The sequence below is a fragment of the Nisaea acidiphila genome (genome assembly GCF_024662015.1).
GTDB lineage: Bacteria > Pseudomonadota > Alphaproteobacteria > Thalassobaculales > Thalassobaculaceae > Nisaea > Nisaea acidiphila.
This window is the reverse complement of the sequence record NZ_CP102480.1, coordinates 3359837-3384049: the sequence shown is the minus strand read 5'-3', so window position 1 is coordinate 3384049 and position 24213 is coordinate 3359837. Positions and strand designations below refer to the sequence as shown.

General features: G+C 63.6%; 27 protein-coding genes. 14 read left to right on the top strand and 13 right to left on the bottom strand.

Annotated elements, in window-relative coordinates:
- Nucleotides 1-72: 72 nt before the first annotated feature.
- A complete protein-coding gene (gene phnD, locus NUH88_RS15790) occupies nt 73-987 on the bottom strand; it encodes a phosphate/phosphite/phosphonate ABC transporter substrate-binding protein (RefSeq protein WP_257767360.1) in 915 nt (304 codons plus the stop codon).
- Between the two features lie 134 nt (nt 988-1121).
- The gene (locus NUH88_RS15785; protein WP_257767359.1) at nt 1122-2027 is read right to left on the bottom strand and encodes a LysR family transcriptional regulator; all 906 of its coding nucleotides are present in this window, start codon (nt 2025-2027) and stop codon (nt 1122-1124) included.
- Between the two features lie 123 nt (nt 2028-2150).
- Here NUH88_RS15785 and NUH88_RS15780 point away from each other — a divergent pair, with 123 nt between their 5' ends.
- Genes NUH88_RS15780 through NUH88_RS15765 form a run of 4 tightly spaced genes read left to right on the top strand, consistent with a single transcriptional unit; the run spans nt 2151 to nt 4416 of the window.
- On the top strand, nt 2151-2582 hold the full coding sequence (locus NUH88_RS15780; RefSeq protein WP_257767358.1) for a DoxX family protein: 432 nt from the start codon (nt 2151-2153) through the stop codon (nt 2580-2582).
- A gap of 10 nt (nt 2583-2592) precedes the next feature.
- Nucleotides 2593-3384 (top strand): DODA-type extradiol aromatic ring-opening family dioxygenase, encoded by a 792-nt coding sequence (locus NUH88_RS15775; RefSeq protein WP_257767357.1) that lies wholly within the window; start codon nt 2593-2595, stop codon nt 3382-3384.
- Between the two features lie 40 nt (nt 3385-3424).
- Nucleotides 3425-3955, top strand: coding sequence for an NAD(P)-dependent oxidoreductase (locus NUH88_RS15770; protein WP_444329680.1), 531 nt, complete (start codon nt 3425-3427; stop codon nt 3953-3955).
- Nucleotides 3919-4416, top strand: a complete 498-nt coding sequence (locus NUH88_RS15765) for an NAD-binding protein (protein ID WP_257767355.1) — start codon at nt 3919-3921, stop codon at nt 4414-4416. Before NUH88_RS15770 ends, NUH88_RS15765 begins: the two co-directional genes overlap by 37 nt.
- Before the next feature lie 3 nt (nt 4417-4419).
- Here NUH88_RS15765 and NUH88_RS15760 read toward each other — a convergent pair whose 3' ends face one another.
- Together NUH88_RS15760 and NUH88_RS15755 are read right to left on the bottom strand one after the other, a co-directional pair.
- The gene (locus NUH88_RS15760) at nt 4420-5601 is read right to left on the bottom strand and encodes an acyl-CoA dehydrogenase family protein (RefSeq protein WP_257767354.1); all 1182 of its coding nucleotides are present in this window, start codon (nt 5599-5601) and stop codon (nt 4420-4422) included.
- Between the two features lie 36 nt (nt 5602-5637).
- On the bottom strand, nt 5638-6924 hold the full coding sequence (locus NUH88_RS15755; protein ID WP_257767353.1) for an NAD(P)/FAD-dependent oxidoreductase: 1287 nt from the start codon (nt 6922-6924) through the stop codon (nt 5638-5640).
- A gap of 246 nt (nt 6925-7170) precedes the next feature.
- Here NUH88_RS15755 and NUH88_RS15750 point away from each other — a divergent pair, with 246 nt between their 5' ends.
- The 4 genes from NUH88_RS15750 (at nt 7171) to NUH88_RS15735 (ending at nt 10768) form a co-directional block, all read left to right on the top strand.
- The gene (locus NUH88_RS15750) at nt 7171-8070 is read left to right on the top strand and encodes a carbohydrate ABC transporter permease (protein WP_257767352.1); all 900 of its coding nucleotides are present in this window, start codon (nt 7171-7173) and stop codon (nt 8068-8070) included.
- Complete coding sequence (locus NUH88_RS15745) at nt 8060-8902, top strand: carbohydrate ABC transporter permease (protein ID WP_257767351.1); 843 nt, start codon at nt 8060-8062, stop codon at nt 8900-8902. Before NUH88_RS15750 ends, NUH88_RS15745 begins: the two co-directional genes overlap by 11 nt.
- 11 nt (nt 8903-8913) lie before the next feature.
- A complete protein-coding gene (locus tag NUH88_RS15740; protein ID WP_257767350.1) occupies nt 8914-10203 on the top strand; it encodes an ABC transporter substrate-binding protein in 1290 nt (429 codons plus the stop codon).
- Nucleotides 10204-10336: 133 nt separating this feature from the next.
- On the top strand, nt 10337-10768 hold the full coding sequence (locus tag NUH88_RS15735; protein ID WP_257767349.1) for a GFA family protein: 432 nt from the start codon (nt 10337-10339) through the stop codon (nt 10766-10768).
- 21 nt (nt 10769-10789) lie between these two features.
- On the opposite strand, the gene NUH88_RS15730 is transcribed toward NUH88_RS15735, so the two are convergent.
- The 3 genes from NUH88_RS15730 to NUH88_RS15720 form a co-directional block, all read right to left on the bottom strand.
- Entirely contained in the window at nt 10790-12100 is a 1311-nt protein-coding gene (locus tag NUH88_RS15730; protein WP_257767348.1) for an NAD(P)/FAD-dependent oxidoreductase, read from the bottom strand.
- On the bottom strand, nt 12100-13449 hold the full coding sequence (locus tag NUH88_RS15725; RefSeq protein ID WP_257767347.1) for a glutamine synthetase family protein: 1350 nt from the start codon (nt 13447-13449) through the stop codon (nt 12100-12102). The genes NUH88_RS15730 and NUH88_RS15725 overlap by 1 nt, the downstream gene beginning before the upstream one ends.
- 113 nt (nt 13450-13562) lie before the next feature.
- Nucleotides 13563-13970 carry a RidA family protein gene (locus NUH88_RS15720; protein WP_257767346.1) on the bottom strand — a complete coding sequence of 136 codons (408 nt, stop codon included), beginning with the start codon at nt 13968-13970 and terminating at the stop codon, nt 13563-13565.
- Nucleotides 13971-14006: 36 nt separating this feature from the next.
- On the opposite strand from NUH88_RS15720, the gene NUH88_RS15715 reads away from it, so the two are divergent.
- Nucleotides 14007-14174: a hypothetical protein gene (locus NUH88_RS15715; protein WP_257767345.1), complete on the top strand. Its 168-nt coding sequence runs from the start codon at nt 14007-14009 to the stop codon at nt 14172-14174.
- On the opposite strand, the gene NUH88_RS15710 is transcribed toward NUH88_RS15715, so the two are convergent.
- The 6 genes from NUH88_RS15710 to ectA form a co-directional block, all read right to left on the bottom strand.
- Nucleotides 14171-14569, bottom strand: coding sequence for a RidA family protein (locus tag NUH88_RS15710; RefSeq protein ID WP_257767344.1), 399 nt, complete (start codon nt 14567-14569; stop codon nt 14171-14173). The genes NUH88_RS15715 and NUH88_RS15710 overlap by 4 nt on opposite strands.
- Nucleotides 14570-14664: 95 nt before the next feature.
- Complete coding sequence (locus NUH88_RS15705; RefSeq protein WP_257767343.1) at nt 14665-15717, bottom strand: ABC transporter ATP-binding protein; 1053 nt, start codon at nt 15715-15717, stop codon at nt 14665-14667.
- Nucleotides 15718-15792: 75 nt separating this feature from the next.
- A complete protein-coding gene (locus tag NUH88_RS15700) occupies nt 15793-17247 on the bottom strand; it encodes an aspartate kinase (RefSeq protein WP_257767342.1) in 1455 nt (484 codons plus the stop codon).
- 45 nt (nt 17248-17292) lie between these two features.
- On the bottom strand, nt 17293-17691 hold the full coding sequence (locus NUH88_RS15695) for an ectoine synthase (protein ID WP_257767341.1): 399 nt from the start codon (nt 17689-17691) through the stop codon (nt 17293-17295).
- Nucleotides 17692-17735: 44 nt separating this feature from the next.
- Nucleotides 17736-19010: a diaminobutyrate--2-oxoglutarate transaminase gene (gene ectB / locus NUH88_RS15690; RefSeq protein WP_257767340.1), complete on the bottom strand. Its 1275-nt coding sequence runs from the start codon at nt 19008-19010 to the stop codon at nt 17736-17738.
- 67 nt (nt 19011-19077) lie between these two features.
- On the bottom strand, nt 19078-19632 hold the full coding sequence (gene ectA, locus NUH88_RS15685) for a diaminobutyrate acetyltransferase (RefSeq protein ID WP_257767339.1): 555 nt from the start codon (nt 19630-19632) through the stop codon (nt 19078-19080).
- A 289-nt stretch (nt 19633-19921) separates the two neighbouring features.
- Between ectA and NUH88_RS15680 the strand changes: the two genes are divergently transcribed.
- The 5 genes from NUH88_RS15680 (at nt 19922) to phnE (NUH88_RS15660) (ending at nt 24191) form a co-directional block, all read left to right on the top strand.
- Nucleotides 19922-20404 (top strand): MarR family winged helix-turn-helix transcriptional regulator, encoded by a 483-nt coding sequence (locus NUH88_RS15680; protein ID WP_257767338.1) that lies wholly within the window; start codon nt 19922-19924, stop codon nt 20402-20404.
- 283 nt (nt 20405-20687) lie between these two features.
- On the top strand, nt 20688-21647 hold the full coding sequence (gene phnD / locus NUH88_RS15675; RefSeq protein ID WP_257767337.1) for a phosphate/phosphite/phosphonate ABC transporter substrate-binding protein: 960 nt from the start codon (nt 20688-20690) through the stop codon (nt 21645-21647).
- Between the two features lie 68 nt (nt 21648-21715).
- A complete protein-coding gene (gene phnC / locus NUH88_RS15670) occupies nt 21716-22573 on the top strand; it encodes a phosphonate ABC transporter ATP-binding protein (RefSeq protein WP_257767336.1) in 858 nt (285 codons plus the stop codon).
- Nucleotides 22570-23382 carry a phosphonate ABC transporter, permease protein PhnE gene (gene phnE, locus NUH88_RS15665; RefSeq protein WP_257767335.1) on the top strand — a complete coding sequence of 271 codons (813 nt, stop codon included), beginning with the start codon at nt 22570-22572 and terminating at the stop codon, nt 23380-23382. The genes phnC and phnE (NUH88_RS15665) overlap by 4 nt, the downstream gene beginning before the upstream one ends.
- Nucleotides 23382-24191, top strand: coding sequence for a phosphonate ABC transporter, permease protein PhnE (gene phnE, locus NUH88_RS15660; RefSeq protein ID WP_257767334.1), 810 nt, complete (start codon nt 23382-23384; stop codon nt 24189-24191). Before phnE (NUH88_RS15665) ends, phnE (NUH88_RS15660) begins: the two co-directional genes overlap by 1 nt.
- The last annotated feature ends 22 nt before the right edge of the window (nt 24192-24213 follow it).

Sequence of the window (24213 nt, the reverse complement as noted above, 5' to 3'; positions counted from 1 at the left end):
ATCAATCGAGAGGGTCGTTTGCGTGACGCTTTTGCTTCAGTTTCATGAAGCCCGCAGAGGCGGCGGCGACGCTCAGTTGCTGGCTACGGAAAGCGAGATCCGCTTGAGATCGGCCTCGATGAAGGTCTCGTAGTCGGCATGGTCGACCGGGAAAAGACCGGTGATCGGGCGCCCGAAAGCAGCGGCGAGGCAATCAGGCGCGGTCTCGCCGATATGGGCCATCCGGTCAGTCACGACCTGCTTGACGTCCTCGGCGAGCGCCTTGCGGAGCACAATCGGACCGTTTGGCATCAGGGAGGAGCGCCAGACTTCGACGAAGGGAGACCCCTCTGTCCCGGACTTGAAGCTCTGCAGCGGATCGGACGCCGCTTTGCCGCTGTCCGTCACCCAAGTGAAGGCCGCATCGATCGCGCCGCTTTCCAGCGCGGTCAGATTGGCGTGATGACCGCCGCTGAACTGCACGGTACGGACCTCGTTCTCGGTCTTGAAACCGTCCCGCTCGAGCGCCACGGACGGCACGAAGTATCCCGGCAGGGATCTGTGATCGGCAAAGCCGATTTCCCTGCCCTTGAGAGCGTCGAGCGTCGTGATGTCCGATTGCGGCAGCGACAGGGCGACCGCACGGTAGCCTTTGGAGCCGCCCCGACCGCTCGGTGCCAGGACCGGCTGAACCGCAGCCGCGCTCGCCCGCCAGAGCGCGCTATAAGCACGTGGCGAAAGCGAAGCGACATCGACCTCACCGGCGATCAAGGCATCATGCAAGGCCTTGCCGGACGCGAAGGCATTCACCGTCACCGGCAGCCCCAGCCGGTCCGCAAGGTCGCGCATCAGGCATTCTTGCGCCTCAAATCCGTTTTCGACGGCCATCCCGCCGAGGATACCGATCTTCAGACTTTCCGCGGCCGGAGCCTGTCCGGAGAGCATCAGCCCCGCAACCACGCCGAGCGCGGCGGCGGTAGACATCGCACGCTTGAACGCCTGTCGCATCGCTCTATCCAATTCGGTCAATAGCTGGCCCGGCCCCTGAAGATGGAGCCGCTCACCTGTTAAGTCGCGGGACTCTACAGGATTAGATTGACCGTTTGATGACGGTAAGGTTGCAGTCGCGACCCGATTCGGTGTCAGACCGCGTTCCAATCCGGGCAGGCCCGGATTTCGGCCTCGGCAATATCGATGAAAGCACGCACCTTGCGGGAGAGGTGGCGGTTTGCGAGGTAGAGGATGGAAATCGGCAAACGGTCTCCTTCGTAGCGCTCAAGCACAGGCACAAGGTCGCCCGCCCGGATATTGCCGTCCACAATGTAGCTTGGCACGATCCCGATCCCCTCACCGGAGAGGATCAATTGCCGGACGGCGGACGCCCCGTTGACCCGGACCCGATGATTGACCGGAACGCTCAGGGCCTCCGCGCCGTCGCGGAAGCTCCACTGCGCGGATGCGCGCCGGTTGGTATCGAAGATGCAGCGATGGGCCGTCAGATCCGTCGGATGCGCGGGAGTGCCGTGGGCGTCCAGATAGGCGGGTGTCGCGCAGGCGATCAGCCGTGTTTCTCCAAGCTTGCGTGAGATCAGGGTGGAATCCTGCAATTGTCCGATGCGGATCGAGAGGTCTATCCCTTCGTCGATCAGCGAGAGATGCTGGTCGGTCAGACGGAGATCGAGCGTGACCTGCGGGTTTGCGGCAAGAAACTTCTCGACCGCTCCCAACAGGTGAACCTCGCCGAAGGTCAGCGGTGCTGTGACCACGAGATTGCCGCTCGGCGTCCCGCCTTCGTCCCGCATGGCGGCGCGAATTTCGTCGAAATCCTCCACGAGACGGTTGCAGCGCGGCAGATAGGCGCGTCCGCTTTCCGTCAGGGTAACAACCCGCGTCGTACGGTGAAGCAAGAGAACGCCGAGTTCGTCCTCCAGAGCGCGAATGTTCTTGCTGACATTCTGGGCGCTGGTACCGAGCCGGTCCGCCGCCCTGGAAAAGGACATGGTGGCCGCCACCGCCGCGAACATGCGCATCTGCTCGATCGAATCCATATTTGCAACATAATGTTTATTATCATTCAATAAAAGACGCTCTTATAACTAATTTCCGCCATAATTAATTCTCGAGTCATCGACGGCGCGCGATGCCGCTCCGGAAACAGAAAGGATGCCCCGATGACCAACACCTCGAATGCGGATTATGCCGCGCTCCTGCTTCGTCTCTCCCTCGGCGTGCTCTTCATCGCGCACGGCGCGCTCAAGCTCTTCGTCTTCACGCCAGCCGGCACAGTCGGCTTTTTCGGGAGCCTCGGCCTGCCCGCCATCTTCGCCTATCTCACCATCCTCGCCGAGATCGGCGGCGGCGCCGCGCTGATCGCCGGTTTCGCGACCCGCCTCGTCTCCATTGCCACCCTGCCAATCCTGCTCGGCGCGATCTTCCTGGTGCACGGGGCCAACGGCTGGCTCTACAGCAACCCGAACGGCGGCTGGGAATTCCCGGCGTTCTGGGCCGTGGCCCTGATCGTCCAGGCCCTGCTCGGCGACGGTGCCTATGCGGTCAAGACCCCTCGCCTGCTCGCCCTCACGCCGGCCAGCGCGAGCGAGTAGGCTCAGCGACATGACCAAGCAACCCAGCCTTTTCCTGCCGCACGGCGCGCCCGACCTGCTGCTGACGGAGCATCCCGCGAAACGCTTTCTCGCGGAGCTCGGCAGCCGGGTCGGCCGGCCGGAGGCTATCCTTGTCATCTCGGCGCACTGGGAAAGCCCGCGCCTTGCCCTGACCACCGCCAGCACACCGGAAACCGTGCACGATTTCTACGGCTTCCCGGCGGAACTCTATGAGTACCGTTACCCTGCAAGGACGGATGCGGGCCTGAGCCGCCGGACAATCGAACTGCTCGCCGATCTCGGCTACGCCGCGGAGGCCGACGGCGCCCGCGGTTTCGACCACGGCGCCTGGGTGCCGCTGCTGCTGGCCTTTCCGGAAGCCGATATCCCTGTCGTGCAGCTCTCGCTGCTCGCAGGCGGTACCGCCCGGCAGCATTTCGAGATCGGCCGGGCACTTGCGCCGCTCCGTGCGGAGGGCGTTCTGATCGTCGGCTCCGGCTCGGTCACGCACAATCTGCGCGCTCTCGGTCCGGAGGGGACCCCGCCTCCGGTCTGGGCGACCGCGTTCGACGATTTCGTCGCCTTCGGCACTGAGTCCGGAGATTGGGACGATCTCATGCACTTTCCCGATGCCCCGGATAGTGCGCGTCTCGCACATCCGACGCCGGAACATTTCCTGCCGTTTTTCGTCGCCGCCGGCGCCGGAGATACGGATCACGGAACGCGCCTGCACCGGAGCTTCAGCCACAGCTCAATCAGCATGTCCGCCTTCTCCTTCGGCGACGGAGCCTTGGCCGCCTGATCCTAGTCCGCTGGCATCCATGCCCTCCGCGCCATACTGAATGCCCGCCCGGCCGCCTTCCCGCCGGGCGGGCATTGCCGCTAGGCTTGCCGCAATAAGAACAAACATCCAGGGAAGGACGCTCACAGACATGGAAAAGATCGGATTCATCGGCCTCGGCGACATGGGCGGGCCGCTCGCCCGCAACCTAAAGGCCTCCGGCGCGGACATGATCGTCTATGACATCAATCCGAAGGCCGTTGCGGCGCTGGCAGCCAAGGGCGCGGAGGCCGCCGGCTCCGTTGCCGAGGTGGCGAAGGCCGCTGACATCGTCATCACCGTATTGCCGGCCTCCCCGCATGTGCGCGAAGTGGTGCTCGGTCCCGGCGGCGTGCTGGAAAATGCCAAGCCCGGCACGCTGGTGATGGACATGAGCACCATCGATCCCGAGACCACGGACGAGCTCTCGAAAAAGCTGGTCGAGGCCGGCCTCGCCTTCGTCGACTCGCCGATCGGCCCACCGTCGAGTTCGCCGAACGTGGCGAGTCGCTCTTCATGGTCGGCGCCAGCAGCAACGATTTCGGCCGGGTGAAGCCGTCGCTCGAAGGCATGGGCTCGGTGATCCATCATTGCGGCGGCCCGGGCACCGGGATCCGCACCAAGCTGGTGAACAACTTCCTCGCCATCTCGCAGAACCAGCTCAGCGCAGAGGCGATCGCCCTCGCCACCGCCCTCGGACTCGAGCTGGAACAGACCCTGACGGTAGTGAACGGGACCACCGCGACGAACGGCTCGCTGACCCTCGGCTGGCCGAACAAGGTGCTGAAGGGCGATATCGAGCCGGGCTTCAAGATCGACCTCGCGCTGAAGGATCTCTCCCTCATCATGGAGGCGGCCAAGAGCAAGAAGCTGCCAATGATGATGGGGGCCGCGGCAAAGGAATCCCTCACCATCGCCACCACCGGGCTCGGCATGGGCGAGAAGGATTTCTCCGGCCTGCTGCACGCCCAGTGCAAGCTGGGCGGCCTGACGCCGCCGAAGCTGAAGGGCTAGGGCTCAGACGTCGCCGGTTGCCGCCCGCTTGAGGGCCTTGCGGGCGAGCGACCAGCGGTGCACCTCCGACGGACCGTCATAGATGCGGAAGCCGCGAACCTCGCGGAAAATCCGCTCCACCGGCGCGTCCGAGCTGGTGCCGATGCCGCCGAGGATCTGCACGGCGTTGTCGACGATGCGCCAGATCGCTTCAGAGCATTGCACCTTGGCCATGGAGCTTTCCTCGGCCGCGGTCTCGCCCTGATCCAGCAGCCATGCCGCCTGCATCAGAGAGAGCCGGGCGGTGCGGATATCCATCTCGTTGTCCGCCAGCATGAAGCCGACGCCCTCGTGCTTGCCGAGCGGCTGGCCGAAGACGACACGCTTGTTGGCATAGGCGAGCGCGGTGTCGTGCGCCCGGCGGGCGGCGCCGAGCCAGCGCATGCAGTGGGTCAGCCGCGCCGGGGCGAGCCGCACCTGGGCCTGCTTGAAGCCCTGCCCAGCTGCCCCCAGAACGTCCGACTGGTCGACCTTCAGATCCTCGAATTCCATTTCCCAGTGCCCGCCGGCGAAGGCGGTGTCGAGCGTGTCCATCTGGCGCACGAGCTTGATGCCGGCGCGGTCGCTCGGAACGATGAACATGGTCGCCTTGCCGTCTTCCGGGCCGCCCTCGATCTTCGCCATGATGATGGTGAACTCGGCGCCCTCGGCCCCGGTGATGAACCATTTCCGGCCGTTGATGACATAGCCGTTGCCATCCACCTTTGCCGTCGTCGCCAACAGCGACGGGTCCGCACCGGCGCCGTCCGGCTCGGTCATCGCGAAACAGGAGCGCGCGCCCTTCGCCAGCGGTGCCAGGAACTGTTCGCGCTGGGTCGGGCTGGCGGCGACCTCCAGGAGATGCGTGTTGCCCTCGTCCGGCGCCCCGCAATGGAGCGCGGTCGGGCCGAGCAGCGAATAACCCGCCTCCTCGAAAACAAAAGCCCGCTCCAGATGCCCGAGCCCGAGGCCGCCGAACTCCTTGGGGGCATGCGGCGCGAAGACGCCGGACGCGCGGCCGAGATCGGTCAGCTCGCGGCGCAGCTCCTCCGTCGGACCGTGCTCGGTCCAGCGCGGGTCCTTCTCGAAGGGGATCACTTTTTCCCGGATGAAGCTCCGGGCCTTGTCTGCGAGTTCCGCGATATGCGGCGGCGTTGAGAATTCCATGTCATTTTCCTCCCTGCCCGTCCGGGCAGCTTCGATTCACGTCCGGCTCTTGCGGCCGAAACGATCCGGTGCGTAAGGCGCGAGATCCAGATTGGGGCGTTTCCCGGAAATCAGCTGGGCCAGGATCCGTCCCGTCTTCGGTCCGCCCGTCAGGCCGACATGCTGATGCCCGAACCCGAGCCAGGCGCCCTTCAGCGACGGGATCTCGCCGATCACCGGGATCGAGTCCGTCGGAGCCGGGCGGTGCCCCATCCAGGTGGTCTCTTCCTTGAAGGTCAGGTTCGGCAAGGCCAGCCGAACGGACCGGCGCAGCAGTTCCAGAGGGGCCTCGGAAGGACCCGCCTCCAGCCCGCCGAACTCGACCACACCCGCGGCCCGGAGCCGCCCGTCCATCGGGGTCAGCAGGAACTTACCGGAGGCAACCGCGACCGGTGTCGACGGCATCGCCGAGGGTTCCCAGAACTCGAGGTGATAGCCGCGCTCGCTCTCCATCGGCATCTCAAGCCCAAGCCCGCCGAGCAGGCGTCCGGACCAGGCGCCGAGTGCAACCACCACCGCGTCGCCCGCGATCGTCTCGCCGCCCGCCCTGACACCTGTCGCGCGTCCGTTGTCGCGGACGATCCCCGAGACCTCCGCCTTGACCAGTTTGCCGCCTTCGGCCTCCAGATGCGCGGCCAGCGCCTTCACATAAGCGCCCGGGTCGGAAATCCGTCCATGGTCGAGGAACCGCACACCGTAGCCGAACCGCTCGCCGAAAACAGGCTCCCGCGTCCGGACCGCTTCCGTATCAAGCTCCTCGAAACGGAAGCCGTGCGCCTTGCGGATCGACCAGGCGAAGGCGTCGCCCTCGAAATGCGCCTTGTCGTCATAGGCGACGAGATAGTCCGAGGGATGGATGTATTTTTCCGCCCCGGTGCCGGCCGCGAGCGCCTGGTGATCGTTGACGCAATCGCCGACGATCGGCACCAGCGCCTTGGCGATCCGCTGCGTGTCCTCCGCATTCGCATGGGAGAGATAGCGCAGCAGCCAGGGCAGCATTTTCGGCAGGTAGGACCAGCGCAGGAACAGCGGCTGGTCCGGATCGAACAGCATCTTCGGCGCCTTGGCGATCAGCCCCGGACCGGTGACCGGCACGATCGAACCTGAGGCGAGCAACCCGGCATTGCCGTAGCTCGTCCCGCCCGCCGGCCCTTCCCGGTCGACCAGGGTCACCTCATGACCGTCGCGCTTCAGCCAGATCGCGGTCGAGACGCCGACGATGCCGGCACCGACGACGATCACGTGTTTCTTCTCCGGGGATTCGGCGCTCGCCGGTTCCATCATCCACGCTCCCGAAAAGGATGTGCACCGGATCGTAAGTGCTTGCCGGAACTGTGTATAGGTGCCGTGCGGGACGGGTCTGATGCACGGGCGGAAAGGGAAACGAACAACGTAATATTCGAATGAACTCAGCGTATTATCTTCATTCCGCCATCAATCGTTCGCCGAACTTTCACATGCCGGTGACACGAACGTTCGAACGATCCTGATATCCGATGGCTCTTCCTGCGTTGGGGAGTGTCGGACCTCGTGGACACACCTTCTAAGACCATCACGCGTCACCGGATCCCGCTGCGGCCTTACCTGCTGCTGCTGCCGGCCTTTCTCTGCCTTGCGGCCTTCACCTACTGGCCGATGCTGCAGGTGTTCCTCGCCTCGCTCACGGACAAGAAGCGGGCGGGCGATGCCGGAGATTTCATCGGTATCGGCAATTACCGGACGATCTTCACCGAAGCCGACTTCCTCGGCGCGCTTGCGAACAACGCGCTCTATGCCGCCGGGACGGTGATCCCGAGCGTCGTTTTCGGCTTCCTCTTCGCGCTGGCGCTGCGCGAGACGACGAACCTGTCCGCAATCCTGCGCTCCGCCCTCTTCTTCCCGACCCTGGTGCCGCTGGTCGGCGCGGCGGCGATCTTCATCTTCGTCTTCATGCCGGATATCGGGCTGCTGGATTACTACCTCGCCAAGCTCGGCCTCTCCGCCACCAACTGGCTTGGCGATCCGGACCTTGCGCTGATCTCGCTGATGGCGCTGACCACCTGGAAGAATGCCGGCTACTACATGCTGTTCTTCCTCGCCGGACTGCAGGGCGTGCCGCAGGACGCGGAGGAGGCCGCGAAGATCGAAGGCGCGAACTGGCTGCAGCGGGTCTATTTCGTGATCGTGCCGATGCTCGGCCCGACCTTCGCCTTCGTCGTCGTGATCGCGCTCATCAGCGCCGTCAGCCAGGTCGATCACGTCATCGTCATGACCGAGGGCGGGCCGAACAACGCGACCAATCTGCTGCTCTATTACATCTACCAGCAGGCGCACGAGTTTTACGACCTGGGCAAGGCCACGGCGGCCACCGTGGTCACCCTCATCCTACTGCTTACGCTCTCCTTCCTGTCGCTCAGGACCATGGAGCGGAAGGTGCATTATGAAACCTGAGCGCAGCGGATACCTCTCGCTCGGCGCTTTACTCGCCGCGATCATGTGCGCCGTGGTCTTCCTCTGGTCGACGCCGTTCCTCTGGATGATCGTCGCGAGTTTCCGGCCGGACGGTTTCGGCGGGCTCGGCATGGCCTCGCTCTTTCCCGATTTCGTGCCGACGCTGAAGAGCTACCATTACGCGGTCGAGGACGGCGACTGGCCGCTCTGGTTCATGAATTCCGCCATCCTGGTGACCGGCACGCTCGCGGTTCAGCTCGTCACAATCAGTCTCGCCGGCTACGCCTTCGCGCGGATCCGTTTTCCCGGCAAGGACGCGCTTTTCTACCTCTTCCTGCTGCAGCTCATGCTGGCCCCGCCGGTGCTGATCGTGCCGAACCTCACCACGCTGGTGCATCTCGGTCTCTACGACACGCTGCTCGGCGTCATGGCGCCCTACTGGGGCTCGGCCTTCGGCACCTTCCTGATGCGGCAGACCTTCCGCACGATCCCGAAGGATTTCGAGGAGGCCGCCATCATCGACGGCGCCTCCTGGTGGCAGGTGCTCCGTCACGTGCTGCTGCCGCTCTCGATCCCGGGGCTCACCGCCTTTTCCATCGTTTCGGTGGTCTATCACTGGAACGAGTTTCTCTGGCCCCTGATGGTCATCAACGATCCGGACAAGATGGTTCTGACCGTGGGCCTCGTCAGCTTCGCGCAAGGCGCGGAGGGAGCGTCGGACTGGGGGCTGATCGCCGCCGGGACGCTCTTCATCATGGCGCCGCTCTTCATCGCCTTCACGGCGTTCCAGCGGCAGTTCGTCAACAGTTTCATGTCCTCGGGCGTGAAATAAGGAGCTTTACGATGTTCTTCAGGTCTGCGGTTGGCGCCCTCTGCGCCGGTCTGATCGCCTCGTCCGCCGTTGCGGCCGAACGTATCGAATTCATGTTCCCGGCCCCAGTCCAGGGCAAGCTGTCCCGGGAAATGCAGAAGCTGGTGAAGGAGTTCAATTCCTCCCAGAGCGATGTCGAGGTCGTCGGTGTCTTCACCGGCAGCTACGATGAAACCAAGGTGAAGTCGCAGGCCGCCGCCGAAGCCGGCAAGCCGCCGGCGGTCGTGCTGATGAGCGCCAACTTCGCCACCGAGCTCGCCATGAACGACCTCATCGTTCCGATGGAACAGCTCGCCGGCGATACCGATCTCGGCGCCATGATGGAAGAGTTCTGGCCGGCCGTACGCCCGAACGCGCATTTCGCGGGCAAGGTCTATTCGATCCCGTTCCAGAACTCGACGCCGATCCTCTATTACAACAAGGAACATTTCGCCGAAGCCGGCATCTCCAAGGCGCCGGAAACCTGGGCCGAATGGGTCGATGCCGCCAAGAAGCTGACCAAGGCCGACGGCGAGCGCTGGGGCATCATGATGCCGTCCAACTACGACTATAACGGCTGGCTGGTGCAGGCCCTGACCATGGCCAATGGCGGTCAGTTCTACAACAACGTCTATCCGGGCGAGATCTTCTACGACCACGCCTCGACCCAGGGCGCGCTCAAGTTCTGGCGCGACTTCGCGCATCAGCACAAGGCGATGCCGACGGGCGTGACCAACTCCAAGCAGGTCTCCACCGCCTTCTTCTCCGGCAAGGCCTCGATGATCGTGCTCTCCACCGGCGCGCTCACCTTCGTGCGCGAGAACGCGAAGTTCGACTACGACGTCGCTTTCATGCCGCGCAACATCCGCAACTCGGTTCCGATCGGCGGCGCCTCCCTGGTCTCCTTCAAGGGCACCACCAACACCCAGAAGAAGGCCGCCTGGTCCTTCATCTCCTGGCTGACCTCGGCCGAGAAGATCGGCCACTGGTCTCGCTTCACGGGCTATTTCGCCCCGCGCAAAACCGCCTACGACCTGCCGGAAATGAAGAAGTTCGTCTCCGAGCATCCGGACGCGCTGCGCGCCGTCGAGCAGCTCGCCTATGCCGGCCCGTGGATCGCGACCTACAACACTGTCGCCGTCCGCAAGGCCGTCGAGGACGAGATGCAGGCCCTGCTCTCCGATCCGGAACTGACCTTCCGCGAAGCGGCCGCCCGCGCCCAGGAGAACGCCGACAAGGTGCTGGCGCCCTATGCGGAACAGACGGCGCTGTCGCTGCAGTAATCGCAGACAGCCCTATCGGGGAAGCCCCGCCGGAAACGGCGGGGCTTTTCCTGTTCGGGGGCACTGGATCTGGACCGCCGAACGGACCCGCTCTAGGGTCGCGCGATGTACTGACTTACCAGGGAGGCCGGGAATGACCGAAATCGCCTCATCTCGCCCCATCACCGGCAGGTGCTACTGCGGCACCACACGTTTCCGGGCGTCCGAGGCGCCGACAACCGTCTCCTACTGTCACTGCGGCGATTGCCGCAGGGTCACCGGCGCCCCCGTCGCGGCCTTCGCGTCGTTCAGGGAAGAGGCCATCAGCTTTTCGCCGAACGAAGGCCGGACGGTCAGCGCAAATCCCGGCGTCACGCGCAGCTTCTGCGAGACCTGCGGCTCCCCGCTGACGGGCCGTTACGACTACCTGCCCGGCAAGGTCTATGTCGCTCTCGGCCTGATCGACCAGGCCGGCGATTTCCCGCCGGAGCTCCACTCGCACCACGACAATTGCCTGTCCTGGCTGCATATCGAAGACGGACTGGAGCGCCATTCAGGCTCCGCGCGTTCCCGGCTCAAGGAATAGCCGTCCGGGCCAGACGGCCGTTCAGATCCCCAGCTTGTCGCGAAGCGTGTACCACCAGGAGCCGGCGACCGAGTAAGGCATCCGGAACAGCCTGCCGCCCGGGAACGGGTACCAGGGCACGTTCTCGAAAATGTCGAAGCGGGAACGGTCGCCGTCGATCGCCTCCGCGAGGATGCGGCCGAAGGTGTGCGAGCCGGTGACGCCGTGGCCGCTATAGCCGTGCGCGAAATAGGTGTTGTTGCCGATCCGGCCCATCTGCGGCACACGGCTGAAGGAGAGGGCGAAGTTGCCGCTCCAGGCGAATTCGATCTTCGCATCCTTCAGCTGCGGGTAAACCTTCAGCATGTTCGGCAGCAGCTTGGCGCGGATATCGCTCGGATCGGTGCCGCCATAGACCGTGCCGCCGCCGAACAGCATGCGCTTGTCGGCGGAAAGGCGGAAATAGTCGAGGATGTAGCGCACGTCCTCGACGCAGACATCGGTCGGGATCAGCTCCTTCGCCCGCTCCTCGCCGAGCGGCTCGGTCGCCATCACCTGGGTCGAGACCGGCATGACGCGGGGTGTCAGCGTCGGCACGACATGCCCGAGATAGGCGTTGCCGCAGAGCACCAGCGTCTTGCAGGTGATCGAGCCGCCCTCGGTCTTCACCACCGGCTTCGCCGCATTGGTGTCGACATGCACGACGGGCGTCTGCTCGTAGATCTTCCCACCAAGTTTCTCGAAGGCCGCCGCCTCGCCGAGCGCGAGGTTCAGCGGGTGCATATGGCCGCCGGACCGGTCGATCATGCCGCCGGCATAGACGTCCGAGTTGACGTGCTTGCGGAGCGCGGCCCTGTCGAGCATCTCCTGGTTCTCGATGCCGTAGCTCGCCCAAAGCTTGAGGCGCTCTTCCAGCTCGCGCATATGGGCGCCGGTATATGCGGTGAAGACGTTGCCGTCCTTCAGGTCGCACTGGATGCCGTAGGTCTTCACCCGCTCGCGAATGATCTCGCCGCCCTCCTGCACCAGCCCGGCGACGAAATTCGCGGTGTCCGCCCCGTAGCGCTTCCGGATCGTCTGCAGGCTGGCATTCAGCCCGTTGACGATCTGGCCGCCGTTGCGTCCCGAAGCGCCCCAGCCGACCCGGGCCGCCTCGACGATCGCGACCTTGTAGCCTTTCTCGACCAGATGCAGCCCGGTGGAGAGCCCGCTATAGCCCGCGCCGACAATCAGGATGTCGATCTCGATATCGCCCTTGAGCGAAGAACGTTCAGGCGACGGGTTGGCACTTGCGGCGTAATAGCTCGTGGTATGAGCGACGGCACCGTGGCCGGCTTTTGCCCAGGGGATCATCAGACGACTTCCAGATAGGTGTCATACTCGAAATCCGTCACCTGCCGGGCGAAGCGTTTCAGCTCCTGCATCTTGCTTTCGACCAGCATGGTCTGCAGACGTTTCGAGTAAATCTTCTGCACCTGGGCGCCACGCCGGAAGGCCTCGATCGAGGTCGCCCAATCCAGCGGCAGATGCTCCAGTTTCATGCTGTAGGCATCGCCGCTGATCGGATTTTCCGGTTCCATTTCAGCTTCGATGCCGATCAGCGCCCCGCCCAGGATGCTGGCGAGGACCAGATAGGGATTGGTGTCCGCACCCGCGACCCGGTGCTCGATCCGGCGGGCCTTGTGGTGGCCGCCCGGAATCCGGATCGCAGCCGTCCGGTTCTCGTAACCCCAGGCAACACTGGTCGGCGCGTGCGCTCCGGGCAGCAGGCGGCGGTAAGAATTCTCGTGCGGCGCGAAGACGAGGGTGTTTTCCGGCATTGTCGCCAGCAAGCCGGCCACCGCGTTCAGCATCAGCGGAGAGCCTTCCTCGCCGCCATTGTCGAACAGGTTCTCGCCGGCCTTGTTCTCGAGCGAGAAATGGACATGGAAGCCGCTCCCGGCGCGCTCGCCGTAGGGCTTGGCCATGAAGGTCGCGGCAAACCCGTGCTTGCGGGCGATGCCGCGGACCAGCCGCTTGAACAGCACCGCATCGTCGGCCGCCTTGAGGGCGTCGGCAACATGCATCAGGTTGATCTCGAACTGGCCGGCGCCGTTCTCGGAGATCGCGGCGTCGGCGGGGATGCCCTGCTCCGCGCAGGCATCGTAGACGTCGTCCAGGAACTCGTCGAAATGCTGCAGCTCGTCGAGCGAAAGTGCCCCGTCCGAGCCGAGCCGTTTCTCGGTGACCGGCGAGCAGGGCGGCTGCGGCTGGGTGCCGCTCGGATCGTAGAGATAGAACTCAAGTTCCGTGGCGACGACGGGTGTCAGGCCACGCTCCGCGTAACGCTGGACCACCTGCGCCAGCGCCCGGCGCGGGTCGCCGGAAAAGGGCGTGCCGTCCTCCTCCCGCATCCAGAGCATGGCGAGGGCCGAGGGGCGGTTGGTCCAGTTGATCAGGACGATCGGCCGGCCGGTAAAATCGCAGATCCCGTCTGAATCGCCGGTCTCGAAGACGAGCTCGCTGCCCTCGACATCCTCGCCCCAGACATCGACGCTGAGAACCGAGAGCGGCATGCGCAATCCGCCGCCGAGGATCTTCGCCGCCTGCTCGATCGGCAGGCGCTTGCCGCGCATGGTTCCGTTCAGGTCGCAGACGCAGGCGAAAACGGATTCGATTTCCGGGTATTCCTGCAGCAGGTGGTTCAGATTGTCGACGGACACTTGGGCCTCTTGTGGGCACGTCACGGGAGTTGTGTTTCCATGATCTGTGACCCGTTTTGACGTTCTGTCAAACCGAATATGGAGGCGTGAGAGGAGGCTGCGGAAGCGCCGCCTCAGTCCGGCACTCTGACGATCAGTTCCATCTCGACCTGCAGGTCCGGTGCCGCGAGCGCGGCGACGCCGACCCCGGTAACGCTCGGCTGCACGCCGTCGAAGGCGGAGAGGAATTCCGGCATCAGGGCTTCGAGCCGTTCCGGTGTCAGATCGACCACATAGATCCGAGCCATGACGACGTCGGCAAAGCTTGCTCCGACCGCATCCAGTGCCGCCTTCGCATTCGCGGCGACCAGTTTCATCTGCTCCGCAAGATCGCCCGGAACCGCCGCGCCGTCCGGACTCCATGCCACCTGCCCGGAGATGAAGGCCATCCGGCCGGGCTCGACGATGGAGATCTGCGAATAGCCAATCTCGGCGGCGTTCGGCAGCGTGGACGGGTTCAGGCGGACAATGGGATGTGACATGGCCGGTCTTTCCTGATTGGAGAGCACAAAATTGAAATGTCCGATAAGGCAGATCGGCTCTATATGTGCATGGGATTGCCAGATTTCAGCTCGCAGTCGCCGGGGCCGCTGCGCTGGTGGAGCGCGACCTGCAAAACCGTCTCCGATCGCTACTCCGTCGATAACGCGAAGCAGATCACGGCGATGAAGCGGACAATTCTCTAGTCGGACGTATCCATTTCGGCGATCACGCGGATCTCGATGACCGCCCCGTCGCGCCGCAACCCGGCGACCTCGACCGCCGTCCATGCCGGAAAGGGCTCGCTGAAATGCTCCAGGCGAACCCGGTCGATGGCCTCGAAATGCTCCCGGAGACCGACATGGTAGGTCGTCATCTCAACCACCGCGTCGAAACCGACGCCCGCTTCAGCCAGGATCGCGCCGATCTTTCCGAGCGCATTCCGCATCTGGATCGCGGCATCGCCGGGCATGGTTCCGTCGGCATTGCCGCCGGTCGATCCGGTCAGAAAGAGATGACCGCCGGAAAGGATAGCCGGGGACATCTTCAGCTGTTCCGCGGCGGCACGGAGCGCCGGCGGCACGATCGCGCGTTTTCTCATCCTTGCGTCCCTTGAGCTGAGCGGTGCGAACCGGACCGGCTCCACCTGCTGAAGAGCATATCAAAGTGGGGAGAGAGACCGCCAGTCCGCCACCGTCAACTGGCGGCCACCGGTGTTACATCGCGTATCGCATGTGCCGTCCCGTCCGCCGCGAAGAAATGCGCATCGCCGGGCTCGAAACCGATCTCGATTTCCTCTCCGGACGCCGGACGGACGCCGTCGCGATGCTTCAGGCAGGCCCGCTGATCGCCGAAGGCGACATGCACCAGCGCCTCGCCGCCGAGCGGCTCCACAAGCTCGACACGGGCAGGCCATTGAACCGGCATCGGTCCCTCTTTCTGACAGAGCTTGAGATCGTCCGGGCGGATGCCGATCTCGGCAGCGCCTTCCGCCGGCAAGGCGGTGTTGAATTTTTTGGCCGGCAGGAAATTCATCACCGGAGCGCCGATGAAGCCGGCCACGAAGCGGTTGGCGGGCCGGGAATAGAGCTCGTCCGGCGTACCTATCTGCTGGATCACGCCGCCATTCAGCACCACGATCCGGTCCGCCATGGTCATCGCCTCGACCTGGTCGTGGGTGACGTAGATCGTCGTCGTGCCGAGGCGGGACTGCAGCGCCTTGATCTCGGTCCGCATGTGATTGCGCAGCTGGGCGTCGAGATTGGAGAGCGGCTCGTCCATCAGGAAGGCGTCGGGCTGGCGGATGATCGCGCGCCCCATGGCGACGCGCTGGCGCTGGCCGCCGGAGAGCGCCCGGGGCTTGCGCTCAAGCAGACCACCCAGGCCCAGCATCTCCGCGGTCTCGCGCACGGCGGCATCGCGTTCGGCCCGGGCGACGCCCTGCAGGCGCAGCCCGAAGCCGATATTCTCGGCCACCGTCATATGCGGATAGAGCGCGTAATTCTGGAACACCATGGAGATGTTCCGTTCCTTGGGCGACACATCGGTCACGTCGCGATCGCCGATGAAGATCCGCCCGTCGGACACGGGCTCAAGCCCCGCAAGCATGCGGAGCAGCGTGGTCTTACCGCAGCCGCTGGGTCCGACATAGACGACGAATTCGCCCTCGGCGATTTCCAGATCGAGGCTTCTGATCACCTCGACCTCGCCGAAACTCTTGGAAATGTTCTGGTACCGGATCCCGCTCATCGATCGCTCCTTTGAAGAAGCGGTCTTTCTACCCCCGTGAGACTACAGGGTTATGAAAGCGGGATCCGAATTGTGTCAGGCAGCCTTCCGGTCCGCATCCCGGTTCTCGGCGGTCTCGACAAGCGCACCGTGCAAAGCCTTCACCGCCTCCTCGAACCGGTCCTCCTCCAGGATGAACATCATGTCCACCTTGCGGGAGAGCCGCTGCACGCCGAGAAGCTCGATGCCGGCCTCCGCGAGGGCCGTCAGGGCCGTCGCTTCGAGCTCCGGCACCGACATGTCGCTCCCGATCGCGGACACCAGTGCCACCTTGCGGGTCGCGATTTCCGCCGTCGGGAAGGCCTCGCTCAGATCCGCGATGACGCGTTTCACCGCTTTCGGCGAACCGGCGAGATAATGCGTGATGGTGTTCGCGTTGGAGGACTTGGTGACGATGCGGACATTGTGCCGCTTCAACGCTTCCAGAATTCCGGTGTCGTAGCCCTTCACGCCGACCATCTCCTGCTCGAAGAATTCGAGCATGTGCAGGTCCTTGATGCCGGTCACGATCTCGACCCGCGGATCTTCCGAAACGTAGTCCTCGCGGAACATCGTCCCCGGATCGGCCGGATCGAAGGTATTGCGCACGCGGAGCGGAATGCCGGCCTGGCGGAGGCCCTTGGCCGCGTTCGGATGCACCGCTTCCATGCCCATGTTGGAGAGCTGGTCGGCGACATCGTAGTTGGTCTGGCCGATGGTCCGCACGCTTCCCTCGCCCACCAGCTTCGGGTCGGCGCTGGAGAGATGGAACTCCTTGTGGATCACCGCCTCGCGCGCCTCGGTCACCACCGCAAGGCGCGAGAACGTAACCTCGGTATAGCCGCGGTCGAAGCGGCGGACCATGCCGTCATTGCAATGGGCGTAGCCGGTGACGATCGGCAGTTCCTTCGCAAAATCGATCCCGTCGAGCGCGCGGGCGATCCGCTCGTCAAGGCAGGGCTCGCTGTCGTCGCGCCAGCCGGTGAGGTCGACAAAGACGGCGTTGATACCGTTGTCCTTAAGCAGGAGCGAGGTGTTGAAGGCGCTGTGCGCCTCGCCGAGCCCGGCCAGCATCTCGCGCACGGTTTCCAGGTGCCGGTCGAGACGGAAATGGCCATGCGTGCAGAGCCGCTGCAGGTCGAGCAGGCAGTTCCGCATGCCCTCTATGCGGTCGCGCACGAAGCCGTCGGCAAGCCGGCGGGAAGCCGGGTCCGCGAGCACGTCCGCGTTCTTCGCGATCATGTCGTCGGCGAGCCTGGTGAGCGCATCGCCCCAGGCCCAGTCCGACTCGGCGCCGGCATATTGCGCGAACACACCGGGCGCGCCGGTTTTCTTGTGCTCCAGAAGCTTGTCGGTCATCCCGGCATAGGCCGACACCACGAAGATCCGGTTGTACGGATCGGCATCGGTATGCGCCCTGAGGAACACGTTCTTCAGGACGGCGTCTGTATTGGCGATCGACGTGCCGCCGATCTTCTCCACCGTATGGCGGGGCGAGACTGGCTCAAGCATGGTTTCTCCAATGAACAATCGAGCGAGACGCGGGTCGCGGCCTTTTCAGGCCGCGTCCTCCACGTCGGCGGCATAGGCGCCGGTCTCGTCATGCACCTCACGGCCGGAAACCGGAGGATTGAAGCAGCAGGCGACGATCATGCCCTCGGGGCCGCCGCGCAGGATGTGACGGTCATGCTGGTCGAGCGCATACATCGTGCCCGGCTTGATCTCGTGGGTCTCGCCGGTCGCGATATCGGTGATCGAACCACCGCCGGAAACGCAATAGACCGACTCGAAATGGTTCTTGTATTCGAACTCATGGGTCGAGTTCGGGAAGATCGTCGTGATGTGGAAGCTGAAGCCCATCTTGTCGTCCTTCAGCAGCATCCGGACGCTTTCCCAGCCCTCGGTCACCACATGACGGTCGGTATCGCGGCAATCTTCGTAAGTACGAACAATCATTTGTCTTTCCAATGAGTTAGTGTGTCTTTGGCGCGGCGCGGCAATTACGCGGCGTCGGCGCTCTTGCTGGCGATGACGGAGGCCATGGACTCCGCGAGGATGTCGAGGCCCTTCTCGAACTGCGTCAGCTCGATGGTCAGCGGGGCCAGAACCTTGACCACCTCGCCATGGGCGCCGGAGGTCTCGATGATCAGGCCGCGCTTGAAGCACTTGGCACAGATCTCGTCCGCCAGTTCGCCGGAGCCGACATCGATGCCGCGGAACATGCCGCGGCCCTTGACCGTTCCGCCATGCTTCGCCGCGAGCGCGACCAGGCGCTCTTCCAGGAACTCCGCCTTCACCTCGATCTTCTGGGAGAAGCTGCTGTCGGACCAGAACTTCTCCAGCGCGACGCGGGCGGTGACGAAGGCATGATTGTTGCCGCGGAAAGTGCCGTTGTGCTCCGCCGGGCTCCAGATATCGAGATCCGGATGCAGCAGGGTCATGGCGAAAGGCAGGCCCATGCCCGAGAGCGATTTCGCCATGGTGACGATATCCGGGCAGATACCGAGTTTCTCGAAGGAGAAGAAGGTGCCGGTCCGGCCGCAGCCGGCCTGGATGTCGTCGACGATCAGCAGCGAGCCGTGCTCGCGGGCAACCCGCTCGACGGTCTGAAGCCATTCGGCGCTGGCCTCGTTGAGGCCGCCCTCGCCCTGAACCGTCTCCAGGATGAAGGCCGCCGGCGGCTCGTAGCCGCTGGAGGGGTTGTTCAGCAACTCCTCCAGCACCTTGCCGCTGTCGATATCGTCACCGAACGCCCGGTCGTAGGGCATACGGTCGACGCCCTCGAGCGGACGGGAGGCGCCCTTGCGGTGATAGCCGTTACCAGTGCAGGCGAGCGCGCCGAGCGTGACGCCGTGGAAGCCGTTGGTGAAGGCGATGATGCGGTCACGGCCGGTCACCTTGCGGGCGAGTTTCAGAGCCGCCTCGACCGCGTTCGCACCGGTCGGGCCGGTGAACTGGACGCGGTAATTCATTTCCCGCGGCTTCAGGATGTGGTCGCTGAAGGCTTGCAGGAAGGCCCCCTTCGCCTCGGTATGGAAATCCAACCCGTGGGCGATGCCGTCGCCGGCGATGTAGTCCACCAGCGCCTGCTTCATGTCCGGGTCGTTATGCCCGTAGTTCAGAGAGGAGCAGCCGGCGAGAAAATCGATATAGGTCTTGCCGTCGGCGGCCGTGATCTCGGCGCCGGAGGCGGACGTGAAGGTCGTCGGGAACGAGCGGCAATAGCTGCGCACGTTGGATTCGGTATTTTCGTAAACGGAGAGGTCAGCAGTCATGATGAGTCCTTTCGACGTCATGTCTTGGCTGTGAAAGTCGGCTCTGAGAAATGGATGGCGGAGCGGATCAGGCGGCGCTGGCCATGTCCCCGGTCTCGATCGGGCCGATCCGGCAGAGATATTCCGTCGCATGCTCGCCATCGAAATGATCGTCGCGGCGGAAATGGGGACGTTCGGTCAGATCGCCGTCGAATTCCGACGCGATCGAGCGGAACAGCCCCCAGGAAGCGTCGTTGTCGCGGGTGATGGTGCTCTCGATATGGGAGACATCCTCGCAGACTTCGCGGTCCAGCAGCGCCTTCAGCATCTTCTTCGCGAGACCGCGGCCGCGCATTTTCGGCGCGACGGCGACCTGCCAGACAAAGAGCGTGCCCTGCTTGGCGGGCGGCAGATAGGCAGACACCCAGCCGACAACTTCATCGTCGCGTTCGGCGACGATGCAGGTGTCGGCAAAGTGCGTGCACTGCAGCAGGTTGCAATACATCGAATTGTCGTCGAGGGCGTCGAGTTCGCCGATCAGGCGCCAGACAGACGCTCCGTCCTCGGAGGTCGGTTTTCGGAATCGCACGCCGCCGGACATGGCCGGCCCCGGCGCCGCTTTCTTGGAAATCTCGATTTGCATCTTTGCCCTCGCTGCAAAAAGTCGGCAATTAGTTAGTTAGACAAACTAATAAAGTCAACAAAGGTTCCATAACATTCGAAATTTTTCTCGGCTTGCCGCGCCGAAAAAGCATCAGGAATAAAATAATTTTCCTCAGAATGAGCGCATTAAAAGCTAACGCCGGGCCTCCGGACAAATTTTTGCATCCGAAAAACATCGCAAGTCAGAATTTATTTTACTTAGATTATCCAACTAATTTCGTTTTTCGCGCTTGGCGCCCGCCGACAAACCGTCTACCGAGGATCTCAAGATGACGGAAAACCGCTCACAGCATGCCCTGATCGTCCTGCGCCAAATCCTGCGGGCAACGGAAAACCGCGCCCGCAAGCTTTCGCGCGAGTCCGGACTGACAGCCTCGCAATTGCTGCTGCTTCAGACTCTGGAAGACGAAGGCGAATGCACCGCCGGCACCATCGCGGCGCGGCTCGGCATCACCCAGGCGACCACGACATCGCTGGTACAGAAACTGGAAGCCAAGGGACTGATCACCCGCAAGCGCGGCGACACTGACCGGCGCAAAGTCTGGCTCACGCTGAGCGATACGGGACGGCAGAAACTTGCCGATGCGCCGGACAGCCTTCAGGATCTTTTCAGTCGGCGCTTCGAGAAATTGGAAGACTGGGAGCAGATGATGCTGATGGCGAACCTTGAGCGGGTCGCCTCGATGCTCGATGCCGAGGAGATCGACGCCTCCCCGGTGCTCGATATCGGCGCGCTGGACCGCGAAGCCTAACAGCGCTCATTCCGGTGGGGACACGTCCGGGGCTTCCTCAACCTGATCGAAATCCTCCGCCTATCGGCTCCCCATTGTTTCGCCCTGATTAAGGACCGCGCGCTCAAAAGAGAACAGCCTCGGTTGCATCGAAACGGGCGACTAATTTCACCGATGTGTCCGGTAGCACTCGACATTCCGCTCGAACTGTCGAAAAGTCTGCTTTCGAATGAAAGAGAAAATCTTCACTTGAAACCCGGCGACGGTTCAATGCGCAGAGACTCAAAAGCAGGGAGGTACCAACATGAACAGACGCAAGATCTTAGGCTTGGCGGCAGCAGCTGCCGGGATTGTCACCCTGGCGTGGACGGGCGCATCGCATGCACTTGATTCCCGCTTTCAGGACAAGAATGGCGATCTGGTCGCCGACACGCCGACCGATCCGTCGCAGCAGGTCGATCCGGGCACCATCATCTTCGCCTACACACCAGTCGAGGACCCTGCCGTATATGCGAAAGTATGGGACGGGTTCCTGCGCCACATGGAGAAGGTAACCGGCAAGAAGGTCCAGTTCTTCCCGGTGCAGTCGAACGCCGCCCAGATCGAGGCGATGCGTGCCGGCCGCCTGCATGTCGCCGGCTTCAATACCGGCTCCAACCCGCTCGCTGTCAACTGCGCAGGGTTCGTCTCCTTCGCCATGATGGCGAACAAGGCGGGCGAGTTCGGCTACAACATGGAAATCATCACTTACCCGGGCAGCGGAATCGAAAAGGTCGAGGACATCAAGGGCAAGAAGATGGCCTTTACCTCGCAGACATCGAACTCCGGCTTCAAGGCGCCATCAGCGATCCTCAAGGCCGATTACGACATGATCCCCGGCCGCGATTTCGAGCCGGTCTTCTCCGGGAAGCACGACAACTCCATTCTGGGCGTCGCCAACAAGGACTATCCGGCGGCGGCCATTGCCAACTCGGTCTGGCACCGGATGCTCGCCCGCGGCGTGGTCAAGGACGGTCAGATCATTTCCATCTACAAATCCCAGACCTTCCCGACGACCGGATTCGGCTATGCCTACAACCTGAAACCGGAACTTCAGGAGAAGATCAAGGAAGCCTTTTTCTCCTTCGACTGGGAGGGCTCTGCCCTGAAGGAGGAGTTCGCGCGCTCCGGCGAGGAACAGTTCATTCCGATCACCTACCAGGAATACTGGGACGTGATCCGGAAGATCGACGCCGCCAACGGCGTTTCCTACGCCTGCAAGTAAAACGAACCACCGTTCAAACGACGTGATCGCCAGACGCGATCAAAAAACAAGAGTTGAGGAGCGCCTGCATGTTGCGACTTGAAGGTCTGTCGAAAGTTTACGGGACAGGCGATCGGGCGCTCACCGACGTTAGTCTTTCCGTCGAACCCGGTCAGGTCATCGGCCTGATCGGGCCGTCGGGAGCCGGAAAATCCACTCTGATCCGGTGCGTGAATCGGCTTGTTGAACCCACGTCCGGGAAGATCTTCCTGGGCGATCTCGAGATCACCGGTCTCAGCCGGGGCGGCCTGCGTCAGGCCCGCCGGCGGATCGGCATGATCTTCCAGGAATATGCGCTGGTCGAGCGCCTGACCGTGATGGAGAACGTGCTCTCCGGACGCCTCGGCTATGTCGGCTTCTGGCGCAGTTTCTTCCGCAAGTTTCCGCCCGAGGCGATCGAGAACGCCTACCGGCTGCTCGACCGGGTCGGGCTCAGCGCGCATGTGAACAAGCGCGCGGATGCGCTTTCCGGCGGCCAGCGCCAGCGCGTCGGTATCGCCCGCGCGCTTGAGCAGGACCCGGACCTGCTGCTGATCGACGAGCCCACCGCCTCGCTCGATCCCAAGACCTCGCGGCAGATCATGCGCCTGATCGTCGAGATCTGCGACGAGCGCGGACTGCCCGCGATAATCAACATCCACGACGTCGCTCTGGCGCAGCAATTCGTGCGCCGGATCATCGGGCTGCAGGCCGGCAAGGTCGTGTTCGACGGTAGCCCGGACGAACTCGATGCGGACGTCCTCACCCGGATCTACGGCGAAGAGGACTGGTCCGCGACCATCCGCAAGGTCGATGAAGACGGCGAGGAGGATGGTGAAGACGACGATGCGGGTTCGGAAGAACATGTCGCCGCACTCGACCGCGAGCGCATGGCGGGCCTGACATGAGCGCAAGCGGCGCAACCTCCTATCTGCGAACCTGGTCGCGCCCACCTTTCGTGAAGCGCGCCTGGCTGCGCTGGACGCTCTATCTCGGCGCGCTCGCCTATTTGATCCTCTCGGTCGGGTCGGTAGAGGTGAACTGGGTGCGCGTCTGGGAAGGCCTCGACCGCGGTCTGCGCTTCATCGAGGGCTTCCTCGTGCCCGACTTCACCAGCCGCTGGGAAGACATCCTCATCGGCATGGAAGAAAGCCTGACAATGACCGTTGCATCGACAGTGGTCGGCGTCGCGATCTCGGTCCCGATCGGCATCGGCGCCGCGCGTAACATCGCTCCCCTGCCGATCTATGCCGTCTGCCGGGCGATCATCGCCCTCTCGCGCAGCTTCCAGGAGATCATCGTCGCCATCCTGTTCGTCGCGATGTTCGGCTTCGGACCGCTCGCCGGGTTTCTGACCCTCTCCTTCGCCACCATCGGCTTCCTCGCCAAGCTGCTGGCCGAGGACATCGAGGATATCGACGAGAGCCAGGCCGAGGCGGTGCGCGCCACCGGCGCCGGCTGGTGGCAGATCGTCAATTACGCGATCCAGCCGCAGGTCATGCCGCGCCTGATCGGCCTCAGCCTCTACCGTCTCGACATTAATTTCCGCGAGTCCGCCGTGATCGGCATCGTCGGCGCGGGCGGCATCGGCGCCACGCTGAACACCGCCATGGACCGTTACGAATACGACTCGGCGGCGGCGATCCTGATCCTGATCATCCTGATCGTGATGGCGGCGGAATATTCCTCTGGCTATGTCCGGAAGTGGCTCCAGTAATGAGTGACACCCAATTCGACAAGTCCTGGCGGAAGCGGACAAGCAAACAGGAACTCGCGCTCTGGCTCGGCTGGCTGGCTCTCGTCGCGTTCTTCGTCTTCTGCTGGGAGGTGATGAACAAGAACACAATCTGGGCCTTCGTCTCCGACGCGCCCCGACAGGCGATGGATATCGGCTCGCGCATGGTACCGCCGCGCTGGGACTATCTGCCGAGCCTGATGGAACCGCTCTGGGACACCATCGCGATCGCCACGCTCGGCACGCTTATGGCGCTCTTCATGGCTGTTCCGGTAGCTTTCATGGCCGCCCGCAACACGACGCCGAGCACCCGGTTCGTGCGCCCGATCGCTTTGCTCATCATCGTCTCGAGCCGCTCGATCAATTCCCTCATCTGGGCACTGCTGCTGGTCGCGATCATTGGGCCCGGCGTGATGGCGGGGATCGTCGCGATCGCCTTCCGCTCGATCGGCTTCGTCGCCAAGCTGCTCTACGAGGCCATTGAGGAGATCGACGCGGTCCAAGTCGAGGCTGTCTCCGCCACCGGCGCGAGCAAGGCGCAAATCATGGATTACGCGGTCGTACCGCAAATCCTGCCGGCCTTCGCCGGGATCACCGTGTTCCGCTGGGACATCAACATCCGGGAGTCGACCGTGCTCGGACTGGTCGGCGCCGGAGGGCTCGGGCTTCGTCTTCAAGAATCCCTGAATGTTCTCGCCTGGCCCCAGGTCACGGTGATCTTCATCCTTATTCTGATAACCGTTCTGGTAAGCGAGTGGGTGTCCGCCAAGGTGCGGCACGCCATCATCTGACGGCGGCCACCAGCGGTCGCGA